The organism is Massiliimicrobium timonense (genome assembly GCF_042850985.1).
GTDB lineage: Bacteria > Bacillota_I > Bacilli_A > Erysipelotrichales > Coprobacillaceae > Allocoprobacillus.
Map to the genome: position 1 here is coordinate 2,277,495 of NZ_AP031415.1, position 14,160 is coordinate 2,291,654.

The window sequence follows — 14,160 nt, forward strand, 5'->3', positions numbered from 1 at the left end:
TCCCCTTATTATTTATCATCAATTGCAGCAATACCAGGTAATACTTTACCTTCCATATATTCTAATGAAGCTCCTCCACCAGTTGAGATATGAGAAACTTTATCAGCATATCCAAGTTGCATAACAGCAGCAGCACTATCTCCACCACCGATAATTGTATTAGCATCTGGTAAGTTTGCTAAAGCTTCGCATACTGCGATAGTTCCTTTAGCGAATGGTTCCATTTCAAATACACCCATTGGACCATTCCATACAACAGTTTTAGCTCCTTCTAAAGCAGCTTTGATATTTTCAACTGATTTAGGTCCAATATCTAATCCCATGTATCCTTCTGGAATATCTTCACCACATACTTTGATATCACCTTCAGCAGCAAATGCATTATTGATTACTGAATCAACAGGTAAGATTAATTTATCTCCACCTTTTTCAATGATTTCTTTAGCTACTTCAATACGATCATCTTCAACTAAAGAATTACCAATTTCATGTCCCATAGCTTTCATGAAAGTATAAGTCATACCTCCACCAACGATAACTTTATCAGCAATCTTTAATAAGTTTTCAATAACTAAGATCTTATCAGAAACTTTAGCTCCACCTAAAATAGCAACCATTGGTCTTTCAGGATCACTTACAGCTTTTCCAATATAAGCAATTTCTTTTTCAACTAAGAATCCAGCAGCAGATGGTAAATGAGCAGGAATTCCAGCAGTAGAAGCATGTGCTCTATGTACTGAACCGAATGCATCTTCAACGAATACATCTCCTAATGATGCCCAATATTTACCTAATTCAGGATCATTTTTGCTTTCACCTTTTTCATAACGTGTATTTTGTACTAAGATCACTTGAGCATTATCAGCTTCTTTAACAGCATTTTCAAGTTCAGGTCCTCTTGTACAGTTTACAAACTTCACATCTACTCCTAATAATTCAGATAATCTAGGAGCTACAACAGATAAATCATTTTTTGCTTTATCTTCTTCAGTTTTTACTTTACCTAAATGTGAGAACAATACGATAGCTTTTGGTTTTTGTTCTAACAAATATTTTAAAGTTGGTAAAGCGGCAACAATTCTGTTGTCATTAGTAATTTCTCCTGTTTCTTTGTTTCTAGGTACATTGAAGTCAACACGAACTAAGACAGTTTTTCCAGTGACTTCAATATCTTTAATTGTTTTTTTGTCCATTTTTCTCAATCCTCCATGTGCAAATTATAACATTCTTATCATTGATTTTCAATTGCTTTTATAATTGTTAAAACAATAAAAATTGTCTTTTTTTGTAAAATTAGAAAAGGATATTTTTATATTTTATGCAAACTCAAAATGATCTTCATATAATCGACATTTATTACCCCATTGTATAAAAAACGCTTTCACCAATACATTATCTTGACATATATTAATAGTGGTGATTTTATGTATGATGATATCCTTCAATATATCCATAACCCGCAAACTCTCATCATTGATTTGCGTGATGAATTTTCTTTTCGCCAACATCATTTAAAAAATGCCATCAATATTCCTAAGGATGATTTAAAAAGTCAAATTCCATATTTACCTCACAATAAACTTTTATACTTCATCTGCGATACTGGAAAAACTGCTAAACAAATAGCCAAACAATGCCAACAATTAGGTTATCAATGTCAATATTTTCCTCATAGTTTTCAATCCTTACTGATTTTAGAAAAACAACAATTCTTTTAAAAAATAAAAAAAGATGATTGACCTTTCCAAATCATCTATTTTGACTTTCTATGAAAAAGATTGCTTAATCCACGCTTAAGAACCTGAAAAAAACTTAAAGAACGAACCATTCTCTTGCCTGGAATATATTGATGAATGGCTCTTAAAGTCGCTTTATTATCACGTGTTGAAAAAGTAAAATAACCATTCTTTTTTGTATAGATAGCAAAACGTGGAATCCATTTTCCTTTCAATATGACAGAAGCCATCACATAATCAACTTCTTCCCATGGAATCTGGATATAATCTCTTACATTTCTTTCATTATAAAATTCAAAAGCATGATCTCCAATCATCACCTGACCATAATTAGCCATTCCTAAATAAGATGTTGCCTTAATTGTTAAATCAACTTTGGCATTTAAAGACTGTACCATTGTTTCCCTCCTACTATTTATGAAAAGCTCAGCATGAAAGCTGAGCTTTTCATCATTCTTCATTATTTTACATAATTCTAGCTAAACGTGCAAGAATACCAACAGCAAATAATGCGATGATAATAACGATAGGTGAAACTTTCTTTTTCAATAACCAGCAGCATAATAATGTTAATAATAAAGCTGCTAAACCTGGAATTAATTGGTCTAAGTTCTGTTGTAAAGTTGTTACTTTTTCAACATTTAATCCAGCTGCTCCTAAAGTTGAATATTGTTCTAATGCTGATTTAATACCTTCAGCAGTTCCAGAAATTTTTGACCAATCAATATAAGCTCCTGCTGATTGTGTAACTTTAGATACAACAGGTGTAAATGAAATTGTCACCCAACGTTGAACTAATGCTCCAATAATAAACATACCTAAAATAGAAGCTCCTTGAGTCACTTTTCCAATCAATCCACCAGATAAGTCTTGAGCAATTGAAGTTCCGACTTTATAACCAAATTCTTGAGTATACCAAATAAAAGCAATACGAATAATATTCCATGCAAAGAAGAATAATAAAGGTCCAACAATATTACCACTTAACGCTAAAGAAGCTCCTAATGCTCCTAAGATTGGTCTTAAAGTAAACCAGAACACTGGATCTCCAACCCCAGCAAGAGGTCCCATCATACCAACTTTAACCCCTTGAATAGCCTGATCATTGATATCTGCTCCATTAGCACGCTCTTCTTCTAAAGCTAATGTAACCCCCATAACTGGTGCTGAAACATATGGATGTGTGTTATAGAACTCCATATGTCTTTTTAATGCTGCAATACGATCTTCCTTTTGAGGATATAATCTTTTGATAGCTGGGATAATTGAGAAACACCAACCACCATTTTGCATACGTTCATAGTTCCATGATCCTTGAAGGAACTGATGACGCATAGCAACGGAAATTCTATCTTTTTTAGTTAATTTAATTTTTTCTGCCATTTTCTTGTCCTCCTTCAAGATTAATAATCATTTAATATATCACCTAATGGATCTCCAGAACCTCCAGTTCCTCCATTAGAAGAACCTCCATTTTCTTTTAATCCTAAGTAAATTAATGCTAATGCAACACCAATAGCTCCTAAAGCAATTAATGTTAATTCACCAATAGCTGCAAGAACGAATCCTAAGGCAAAGAATGGCCAAGTTTCTTTTGTTGACATCATGTTGATAACCATTGCATAACCAACAGCTGCAACCATTCCTCCACCAACAGTCATACCACCTGATAACCATGGAGGCATTTGATTTAATGCATCTGTTACCACTTGTGCAGGTACGAAGCATAATGCTGCAGCAGGAATCGCAATTCTCACACCTTGTAAAAGAATAGCTAAAATATGCCATGTTTCAATTGCACGAATATTTCCTTTTTCAGCAGCACCATCCATAAAGTGAACCATAGGAATAGCAATTGTACGACAAATCATTGTTAAGAATAAACCAGCTACTGAAAGTGGTACAGCTACAGCAATTGAAGTTGAAATAGCTGTTTGAACATCAGTTGTTCCACCTTCTAAACCTAAAACCATAATAATCGCTGAAGCAACTGAAGCCAAAGCTGCATCTGGTGCAACAGCCGCCCCAACATTTGCCCATCCAAGAGCAATCATCTGTAATGAACCACCTAAAACAATTCCTTCTGTAAGGTGTCCACTGACTAATCCAATTAACGTACACGCTACTAATGGTTGATGGAACTGAAATTCATCAAGAATCCCTTCCATACCAGCAAGTAGGGCAACGATAATAATCAATACTATTGTAATAAAAGACATTATGTTTTCCTCCCTATTTTAAGATTTTGCTAATTCTGCTTTTGCTTTTTTAAGAAGATTATCTATATTTTCATTAGAATCAGATGGAACTTTACGAACATCAAAAGTAATTCCCATTGATTTTAATTTTTCAATTGTTTTGACATCATCTTCTCCCATAGCAATTGCCTTATTGACAACAACTTTTCCAAGTGAATGTGCCATAGATCCAATATTTAATTCTTTAATATCGACTCCACCTTCAATTGCACGAAGGGCATCTTGAGGTGTTTCAAATAATAACATAGCTTTTGTTGCTCCAAAACGTGGATCTTTTGCAACCTGAATCATTTTATCAATTGGAACGACATTGGCTTTGACACCTGGTGGCGCAGCCTGTTCAATCATTTTCTTACGTAAATCATCATGAGCAACAGAATCAGAAACAACAATAATACGATTTGGTTGTGTTGTTTTTGTCCAAGTTGTAGCGACTTGCCCATGTAATAAACGTGTATCCACACGTGCTAAAACATATTTAATGTGTCCATCTCCTAACACTGTTCCTTCAGGAATAGCTCCTTGAGGTTGTGTTGGCTGCTGAACAGTTGCTTCTTTCTTTTCTGGTTCTAATGTTTCTGGACGAACCTTAACCCCTTCTCTTGCAACCTCTACAATGTGTTTAGCAATTTCATGTGCAGTTTGCATAGACATACGTGAAGCATAAGCTTCAATCAGCATTGGCAAATTCAAGCCAGTCACAATTGCCCATTTGTCTTCATGACCATCAAGAAGTCCATTAGATTGATTGAATGGTGTTCCACCCCATAAATCAACCATGAATAATACTTCATCAGGATTTGCAAATGTAGCAATAGCTTCTTGAATTTTAGCCTTTAAGTCATCAGGACCTTCGCTAGGTTGTAATGTCACAGCTTTCACATCTGGCTGTTCACCAAAAATCATAGATCCTGATTGCAAAATACCATTAGCGAATTCACCATGGCTAGCAAGAATAATTCCTACCATTTTTGTTTTTCCTCCCTTTCTTTCTACTTAATAGATGCAAAAAAGGCAGACATGTCTATCTTCATTGAGAATACAATCATCCTGTTATATTCTCAATCAAAATAGTTCATGCCTGCCTAACAGTAACACACTATTAAATATTCTTTTTTCTAGTTATAGGCTACCATATTCTCAAACCCTTGTCAAGAATTTGAATATTTTTATCAAAACACTACTGAACTGTACTTGATAAAATTCTTTCTAAATGCAATGCTAAATATCCAACTTCTGTTTCTGGCATCTCTTTTTTGAGTATTTTTGATAATGAATGACACATATGTTGTGCCTGCTGATAGGCAAAAGGAAACTTGTCTTTCGTAAATTCACTAATATCCATTTGTAGTTTCTCACCTGTATTAATACGCACAATCAAGAACTTGATATGATTCATCAATCTGGCATAAGAAATAGAATGAACATCTATGACAATATTTAAATCTTTTTGTAATTGTAAGATTTGTTCGTGAATAATACGTGTTGCTTCCATGGATTCAACAACTTTATTTGTTGATACCGCAGAATGCACATGTAATGTAATAAATCCTACTTCATCATCATTAATCATTTGAGATGTATATTGAAAAATAATGTCTCTTGCTTCTTGAGCAACTTCATATTCATCAGGGAATAATAACTGAATATCGTAATGAAATGGATTGGATGGTAAAATATTCTCTTTCATACGTTTCATTGTAAAAAAGATATGGTCTGCTAGTGGTAATAAAATATTGTAATCTATTTTTGCAAATCTGGCTTCAGCTCTCTTTAAAATTTCATCTGCTATTTCTAAATATATCGGATCAATATATTCAATAATATTTTGAAAACGATCTTTTGACTGATAAGTTTTTTGCATCAGATATTTTTTAGCCTGTGGCGGTATTTCTAGACATTCACCAGCCTTTTTGCCAAAACCAATCCCCTTAAACATGACAATGATTTCTTCATGATCATGTTTGGCTAAAACAGTATTATTATTCAGCACTTTTATAATTGTATACATCCTTCTCTTCCCCTAATCGTAAATCTCTAGAACTTTTGTTCCTTGTTGCATATATCCATAAGACTTTTTCAAAGTCGTTTCTTCAGGTGATTGAGTCACAACCAGCATAATATTGGCATCAGTCGCATGAGCTTGAATATATGCTAAATCTGCCTGCCACAAAACATCTCCTGTTTTGACTTTTTGATGCAGTTCGACCATCACTTGATATCCTTCACCTTTTAAGTTAACGGTATTCGTACCAAAATGCAATAAAATTTCAATATCATCATCTCTTTTTATGCCAATGGCATGCTTTGTTGGATAAATCATTGATATTTCACCATCACAAGGTGCCACAATTGTCCCATTATCTGGTTGAATCATAATGCCATCACCTAAAAGTTTATGTGAAAAAATATCATCAGCCGCCTCTTCTATTGGCAAGACTTCGCCATCAACAACATTCTTCAATTCTATCTTATTTTGAGAATAAGAAATACTCTTTTCTTCATAATCATATTTTTCAGGGACATGTGCCAGATATTCATCAAGTTTGGTCTTAATGGAAGAAGCTTTAGGTCCATAAATAATCTGAATACTATCTCCCTGTAACATCACAGCCGCTGCTCCCGCCTGTTTCAACAATGCTTCATTGACCTTATCACGATCATAAATGGTTGCTCTTAAACGGGTAATACAACAATCCAAATCCTCAAAATTATGTCGACCACCTAATCCTTTGATGATGCGCTGGCATTGTGGATCAAGGTATGATTTATCAAAAGAATAATCATATTGAGGTTTTTTAAAGATAGTCAGTTTTTGATTTTCTTCACGTCCTGGAGTTTTTAAATCAAACTTCAAAATACAAAAACGAAAACTCAAATAATATAATAGAAAATAAATCAAACCAAAGATAATAACCAATATCCAATGCGTTTTATCATTGCCCTGTAAAACACCAAAAACAAGAAAATCAATGCTACTGGCAGAAAAAGTAAATCCAATTGCAATCTTAAAAACATGCGCAACAACAAAGGTTGTGGCTGCTAAAAAAACATGTAATCCAAATAAGAGTGGTGCCGCAAAGACAAATGTGAATTCAATCGGTTCTGTAATTCCTGTCAAAAAACTTGTTAATGCTCCTGAAAGCAAAAGACTACCTACCACCTTTTTAGACTCAGGCTTAGCACAATGATACATAGCTAAAGCCGCTCCAGGTAGACCAAACATCATCAAAATAAACTCACCGGAAAAATACCTTGTCGCTTCACTACTAAAATGCGTTAATGTTGGATCAGATAACTGCGCAAAAAAGATATTTTGTGCACCTTCAACCAAAGTACCATTAATCATCATGGAACCGCCAATCGCCGTCTGATAAAATGGCATGTAAAAGACATGATGTAATCCAAATGGTACTAATGCTCTTTTTAAAATACCATAAATAAAAGTACCAAAATAACCTGAATCTGCAATGAATTTTCCTAAACCAAATATACCTGACTGAATAACAGGCCAGATATAAAACATCATAACACCAACAAACAAATAGACAATAGCTGCTATGATAGGTACAAATCTTTCACCTTCAAAAAATGAGAAGATATCAGGTAATTGAATATCATAAAAACGATTATGTAAATAACTAACACCCAATCCAACAATAATGCCCCCAAAGACTCCCATCTGTAAAGAAAGAATTCCACAAACATTAGCAATACTTCCGGTTAGAACATCTTGAACAATCAGATTATTTTCAATAACTCCTGTTAAAGTTAACATCCCATTAATGCTCGCATGCATAACAAAGAAAGCGATAATGGAAGACAAAGCCGCAACTTCCTTGGCTTTTTTTGCCATTCCTAATGCCACTGATGCCGCAAACAGCAATGGAATATTTTCAAACAAAATATTCCCTACACCTTTTAACAATAATAAGAAACCATGAAGAAAAGTTCCTTCACCCATGACCCATTCCAAATGCAACGAAGCAATTGTCGTAGGATTTGTGAGTGAACTTCCTACCCCTAAAAACAGACCTGCAATGGGCAATACGGCAATAGGCAACATCAAACAACGACCAATTCTTTGCAATAGACTAAAAATGCCTTTTTTCATATTTTCCCATCCTTTCTTCACTAATCTCTTTTGATATTGTAAAGAATATACAAAGAAATGTCTATAAAACTTTCAAAAAAAAGGAAAGACTTATATATCAGCCTTTCCACTTCATTTGTTATTATTTATGATTTAATTGATAAAATGCTTCTGTAGATGCATAGCAAGATTGATTCTTTAATTCATCTTCAATTCTCATCAACTGATTGTATTTTGCAATACGATCAGTACGAGAAGCAGAACCTGTTTTAATTTGACCTGCATTTGTCGCTACTGCAATATCAGCAATTGTTGTATCTTCTGTTTCTCCAGAACGATGTGAAACAACAGCTGTATAGTTTGCTTTTTGAGCCATTTCAATAGCTTCTAATGTTTCTGTTAAAGTTCCAATTTGGTTGACTTTAATAAGGATAGAGTTAGCAACACCTTTTTCAATACCTTGTTGTAAACGTTTTGTATTTGTAACAAAGAAGTCATCACCAACTAATTGAACACGATCACCTAATTTTTCAGTTAAGTAATCCCATCCTTCCCAATCATCCTGATCTAATCCATCTTCAATAGAAATGATTGGATATTTATCACAAAGTTCAACATAGAAATCAACAAGTTCTTGAGAAGTAAATGATTTATTGTTTTCTCCTGGTAATGTATATTTTCCATCTTTATAGAATTCACTACTTGCGACATCCATAGCTAATTTCACATCAACACCAGGTTTATATCCAGCTGTTTCAATAGCTTCTAAGATTGTTTGAATTGCTTCTTCATTAGATGCTAAGTTAGGCGCAAAACCACCTTCATCACCAACAGCAGTATTTAAACCTTTTCCTTTTAAAACTTTCTTTAAAGCATGGAAAACTTCTGCTCCCATACGAATAGCTTCTTTAAATGATGGTGCATTCACTGGCATAATCATAAATTCCTGGAAATCCACATTATTATCAGCATGTGCTCCACCATTAATAATATTCATCATTGGAGTAGGTAATACATGCGCATTCGCTCCACCAATATAACGATATAATGGGACATGTAATTCATCAGCAGCACATTTTGCGACTGCTAAAGAGACTCCTAAAATCGCATTGGCACCTAAGCGTCCTTTATTTGGCGTTCCATCTAAATCAATCATCATCTGATCAATTTTTCTTTGTGCTGTCACTTCTTCACCGACAACTGCTTTCGCAATTTCATCATTGACATTTTGAACAGCATTTAATACACCTAATCCTAAATATCTGTTTGCATCTTTATCTCTTAATTCAACAGCTTCATGAACACCTGTTGAAGCACCACTAGGAACAATAGCTCTACCAAAAGCACCACTTTCGCTTTTCACTTCTACTTCTACTGTTGGATTCCCACGTGAATCCAAGACTTCTCTTGCATAGACACTTATAATTTTACTCATTTTCATATCCTCCTGTTTTATTAAATTGATATTTTATATATAGTTAGCTTTGTCTAACTATATATAAAATATCATGTTTCTTACCATAAAGCAACTTTTATACATAATTATTTTCATACATAGTATGTCTTTTTCTTTTATTTTCTATACTAAAAAGTGGCAAACGAAGTTGAACCGCCCCTGTCAAGTAGACAGGTGAAATAATTAAAAATGTTTTTGATGAAGTTGCCGAGGAGACAACTTCATTTTTCTTTATGCAGCTAATGTTGTATTACTTGTATAATGTTCTTGTTTATATTTTATGATTCTTTTATTTTCTAATATTGGATATTGATTTGGTCTTTGTAATGATAGTGCTTCTCTTCTCACTTCATATGGTGTCTTTACTCCAAATCTTCTTTGATATCTTTCATACATGTAATAATGAATCCAATCATCAATAGCCTTAATAAGTTCGTCCTTTGTGTTGTAATGTTTTCCATAATAATACATCTCACATTTCATGATTCCCCAAAAGCCTTCCATTGGTCCATTATCTATGCAGCAGTGAACTCTTGACATGCTTTGTGTCATTCCCTGCTCTTTAAGCATATTTACAAAGGCTGGACTTGTGTATTGATATCCTCCATCCGAATGACATAAAGGATGTGCATCTTTATTAGCTTGAATTGCTTTATCAAATGTATTAAAAACAAGAATATTATTATTGTGATTACCAACTTCATAACTGACGACTGTTCTATCATAGAGATCAAGAAATGCACTCAAATAAAGCTTATATTCATTATGTGGGCCATATTTGAATTCTGTGACATCAGTTACCCATTTTTCATTTGGTCTTGATGCATTGAAATCTCTATTAAGATTATTCTTAGCTGTGTTGTTATTTTTTCTAACTGTACAACTTCTTCGTTTAGGTCGAATGATGCTTTGAATACCTAATGTCCTCATGATCTTATAGATACGTTTGTCACTATAATGTCTATGATGATCTCTATTTATTCTATCAGCCATCATTCTATAACCTAATAATCCGTTATATTTTTTATGATATTCTTTGATCAGCTCAGCTATCTCTTCATTTTCCTTGTCTACAATACTCTTTTCATGATGAAGCCATTTATAATAGTTTGCACGTTTGACATCAAGTATTCTACACATAAGTGATATATTTGGTGTGTTTCCTTTATCTACTTCTTCTTCGCTAATTTCTTTGATTGCTTCATATTCTTCTTCATATTTGCTTTCTCTGTATATCGCCTTCTTTCTATCTCGTCCAATTTTTTTAACATTCTTACCTCCAATAGTGCCATTTCAAGTTCATATTCCTTTTGTTTGAGCTGTCGTTTTAATAAAGTCATTTCATCAACTTCTTCATCAGCTTTATGATGTCCACGTCTATCACCTAAACCATCTTCGCCTTTTTCCTTATACTTCTTGACCCAATTAAAGACATTAGCGTAAGTTGTTTCAAATACCTTAGCTGTTGTCTTATAGTCCAAATCATGTTCAAGACAATACTTTACAATTTCAATACGTTCTTCTTTATTTACTTTTCTGCTTTTCGCCATATAGATATCTTCTCCTCCAGGAATGTAATCCTTCAATTCCATATGACTATTATAATCTTTTATCCACTTTATGATAGTGCTATTAGAAGAAATATTATATTTTATTGCCAGATCATCTAATGAACCTTCGCCGTTTAAATAAGCATCTACAACCATCTGTTTAAATGTTTTAGTATATGCATTATTTGATTTTAAATCATCAAAAGCTGATTCACCAAAAGCATTGTATTTTTTAACCCATCTATAAACAACCATATTATTTGTGCCGATTTCATCAGCTAATGAATAAGTAGATCCTTCACCATTCAAATAACGTTTACATATTTCTATTTTTAGTTCTTTAGAATATTTGCTTTTTCTTCTCAATATAAAAACCTCCCGTATCAGTGTTTAATTATTTACACTGTGTACTAGGAGGTTATCATATCAAGTTGCCACTAAAATGTATTATTCACTTTTCCACCTGGTCCTGCATGAATAATTGCTTTTGGGAAATGATGATATTGCTTAAAATTTTCTTGGAACATTTCAACCAGCTTTTGAGCAGTTAAATCATAAGCATCTTTACTTACCCATGTTGTACGTGGATTTAATAATTCCGTTGGTACTCCTGGACAGAATAAAGGTATATTCAAATTAAAGAATGGATCAACTTCGTAACTGACATAATCCAACTCACCGTTAATAGCTGCTTCAATCATAGCTCTTGTATATTTTAATGGGATACGTCGTCCTACCCCATATGATCCACCAACCCATCCAGTATTGACTAAGAAGACATTAGAACCCGCTTTTGTCATACGTTTCTGGAATTGTTTTGCATAAAGCAATGGGTCCATTGGCAAAAATGGTTCACCAAAACACGTTGAAAAAGTTGCCTGTGGTTCACTAACACCATTTTCTGTTCCTGCCAGTTTACTTGTATATCCAGATACAAAGTGATAGACCGCAGAATTCATATCCAACTTAGAAATAGGTGGTAAAACCCCAAAAGCATCGGCAGCCAAAAAGAATATTGTCTTAGGGATAGGTCCCATACCACTAGGCTCAATATTTTTAATAAAATTCAAAGGATACCCCACACGTGTATTTTCAGTAATCGAATCATCATCAAAATCAATAATTCTCGTATCCTCAAATAAACTTACATTTTCTGCTAGAGCACCAAATCTCACAGCTTCCCATATATCTGGTTCATTTTTCTTTGAAAGATTAATACATTTTGCATAACATCCCCCTTCAAAGTTAAAAACCGATGTACGTGACCAACCATGTTCATCATCACCAATAAGTTTACGATGAGGATCTGTTGATAAAGTTGTCTTTCCTGTACCAGATAAACCAAAAAACAATGCTGTATTACCATCTTCTCCTATATTCGCTGAACAATGCATTGTAAAAACATTACGCTGAGGTAACATATAATTCATAACGCAGAAAATACTCTTTTTAATTTCTCCAGAATAACCCGTTCCAGCAATTAATACAATTTGTTTTTCATAATCAATGATAACAGCCACATCACTATTTAGACCAACCGATGCATCAATATGACAGTCAGGAGCAACTAATACCAGATAATCTTCCTGAAAATGTTGCAATTCACGTGGTGTTGGTTTAATCAATAAATTTGAAATAAAAAGATTTTGACTTGCTTTTTCATTAATAATCCTAAAACCATAAGAATATTTGGGATTAGCTCCAGCATAACCGTCAAAAATATACAAATCTTTATCCTTGAAATGTTGAATAATCGCTTGATAAACTTGGTCAAACTGCTCTCTAGAAACAGGTTGATTCACTTTTCCCCAAGCAATTCTATCATGGACTGCAGGTGTATCCACAACATATTTGTCTTTAGGGGAACGTCCTGTTCTTTCACCTGTATGTACACATAAACATCCAGCACGACTTAAACGCCCTTCTTTTTTTATTAATGCTTTTTCAATTAATGAACCCGCAGGAATATTTCGATAAACACTTCCCGTTGTATGAATTCCATATTTTTGAATATTATAATGATCCATATTTCACACTCTCCTTTAAAAAGTCTTCTTTCTTTTATTTTATAAAAAAGAACCCTTCATCTCAAGAAAAGTCGTTCATCTAAGAAAAAAAGGATTCCTGAGAATCCTTATCTATTCACTGAAGATGCAATTTTATGATATGTCCAGCGTTTACCTCTAATGGCGATAGATAATGCCATAATATTTTCAGGTAAAGCAATACCACACCATCCAGCATCACCAATATGTTGAATATCAATACCACAACGTTTATTCACTAATGCGATTTCTCTAATTGTTCCTTCATCACTACCTTCTTGTGAAGTTCCAATAGAACTTAATGATAAAGCCCCTTTAGATTTAATTAATTTACAAGCATCTCTGACTTCTTCTTCTGATAAACCAGGCACTGTATAAACAGCAGGCATTAAGATAATATCAGCACCCGCATCAATAAATCTTTCAATGCTATCTAAATCAACTAAGGCTTCATCAATTCCACTTGAATGCATTTTACCAGCAATAATCATTCCACCAAAATATTCTTTTGCAAGTTTAATCGCATTTTCAATAGAAGCATTACTTACACCTGTTCCAGGATTTCCTGTTAAGCAGATAAAATCAAATCCCAATTCTTTTGCTTTCATAAATGTTTCTTTTGTCGCATGACGACCATGAGAAATCTCTAATCTGTTTTCCATCATCTTTGCATTTTCATCAATAGGTTCCAAATTACATCCCACTGGTCTACCTACTAATTTCTTCAATAATTTCACTGGTTCATCTGTTTCAGGTAATCCATTGATATGAGGATGATCACAATCAAAAACATTTAATAACACCATATCACTACCAAAAGAAACAGCTAATTCAGCATTTGTTAAATCACCAAGTAAAGGTGGACAAGCCACAACTGTTTCTGTCATAATTGTTCTTCCTTCACTTGCTAAAATAGATTGTTTCAATTCATCTTTGTTCATTGATAACATTTCACTTGTTGTACAATTTAATAATCTTTTCATTTCCCGTATCCTCCTAAGCAACATTATATCGCTTTATTA

13 protein-coding genes are annotated in these 14,160 nt (G+C 33.6%); 1 reads left to right on the plus strand and 12 read right to left on the minus strand.

Translation table 11 applies throughout. From position 1 onward, the window contains the following. Window positions 1–8 precede the first annotated feature (8 nt). Window positions 9–1,193, minus strand: coding sequence for a phosphoglycerate kinase (locus tag ACGHJ8_RS11960; RefSeq protein WP_390540537.1), 1,185 nt, complete (start codon window positions 1,191–1,193; stop codon window positions 9–11). Window positions 1,194–1,424: 231 nt separating this feature from the next. Between ACGHJ8_RS11960 and ACGHJ8_RS11965 the strand changes: the two genes are divergently transcribed. Next, a complete protein-coding gene (locus tag ACGHJ8_RS11965) occupies window positions 1,425–1,718 on the plus strand; it encodes a rhodanese-like domain-containing protein (protein ID WP_390540539.1) in 294 nt (97 codons plus the stop codon). Between the two features lie 35 nt (window positions 1,719–1,753). Here the strand turns inward: ACGHJ8_RS11965 and ACGHJ8_RS11970 are convergent, their stop codons facing one another. The 11 genes from ACGHJ8_RS11970 to ACGHJ8_RS12020 all read right to left on the minus strand — a co-directional run bounded on the left by ACGHJ8_RS11970 (window position 1,754) and on the right by ACGHJ8_RS12020 (window position 14,121). Continuing rightward, window positions 1,754–2,134 carry a DUF956 family protein gene (locus ACGHJ8_RS11970; protein WP_390540541.1) on the minus strand — a complete coding sequence of 127 codons (381 nt, stop codon included), beginning with the start codon at window positions 2,132–2,134 and terminating at the stop codon, window positions 1,754–1,756. 67 nt (window positions 2,135–2,201) lie between these two features. Continuing rightward, the gene (locus ACGHJ8_RS11975) at window positions 2,202–3,119 is read right to left on the minus strand and encodes a PTS system mannose/fructose/sorbose family transporter subunit IID (RefSeq protein ID WP_390540543.1); all 918 of its coding nucleotides are present in this window, start codon (window positions 3,117–3,119) and stop codon (window positions 2,202–2,204) included. A 20-nt stretch (window positions 3,120–3,139) separates the two neighbouring features. Beyond that, complete coding sequence (locus ACGHJ8_RS11980) at window positions 3,140–3,955, minus strand: PTS mannose/fructose/sorbose transporter subunit IIC (protein ID WP_390540545.1); 816 nt, start codon at window positions 3,953–3,955, stop codon at window positions 3,140–3,142. An 18-nt stretch (window positions 3,956–3,973) separates the two neighbouring features. Next, the gene (locus ACGHJ8_RS11985; RefSeq protein WP_390540547.1) at window positions 3,974–4,963 is read right to left on the minus strand and encodes a PTS sugar transporter subunit IIB; all 990 of its coding nucleotides are present in this window, start codon (window positions 4,961–4,963) and stop codon (window positions 3,974–3,976) included. A gap of 211 nt (window positions 4,964–5,174) precedes the next feature. Continuing rightward, a complete protein-coding gene (locus ACGHJ8_RS11990) occupies window positions 5,175–6,005 on the minus strand; it encodes a PRD domain-containing protein (RefSeq protein WP_390540549.1) in 831 nt (276 codons plus the stop codon). Window positions 6,006–6,017: 12 nt separating this feature from the next. Then, window positions 6,018–8,108, minus strand: a complete 2,091-nt coding sequence (locus ACGHJ8_RS11995) for a glucose PTS transporter subunit IIA (protein ID WP_390540551.1) — start codon at window positions 8,106–8,108, stop codon at window positions 6,018–6,020. 121 nt (window positions 8,109–8,229) lie between these two features. After that, on the minus strand, window positions 8,230–9,522 hold the full coding sequence (gene eno / locus ACGHJ8_RS12000; RefSeq protein ID WP_390540553.1) for a phosphopyruvate hydratase: 1,293 nt from the start codon (window positions 9,520–9,522) through the stop codon (window positions 8,230–8,232). A 252-nt stretch (window positions 9,523–9,774) separates the two neighbouring features. Continuing rightward, entirely contained in the window at window positions 9,775–10,827 is a 1,053-nt protein-coding gene (locus tag ACGHJ8_RS12005; RefSeq protein ID WP_349291058.1) for an IS3 family transposase, read from the minus strand. After that, the gene (locus ACGHJ8_RS12010) at window positions 10,713–11,459 is read right to left on the minus strand and encodes a helix-turn-helix domain-containing protein (protein WP_390540555.1); all 747 of its coding nucleotides are present in this window, start codon (window positions 11,457–11,459) and stop codon (window positions 10,713–10,715) included. The genes ACGHJ8_RS12005 and ACGHJ8_RS12010 overlap by 115 nt, the downstream gene beginning before the upstream one ends. 71 nt (window positions 11,460–11,530) lie before the next feature. After that, a complete protein-coding gene (gene pckA, locus ACGHJ8_RS12015; RefSeq protein ID WP_390540557.1) occupies window positions 11,531–13,120 on the minus strand; it encodes a phosphoenolpyruvate carboxykinase (ATP) in 1,590 nt (529 codons plus the stop codon). Window positions 13,121–13,227: 107 nt separating this feature from the next. Next, the gene (locus ACGHJ8_RS12020; protein WP_087357645.1) at window positions 13,228–14,121 is read right to left on the minus strand and encodes a PEP phosphonomutase; all 894 of its coding nucleotides are present in this window, start codon (window positions 14,119–14,121) and stop codon (window positions 13,228–13,230) included. Window positions 14,122–14,160: the final 39 nt, after the last annotated feature.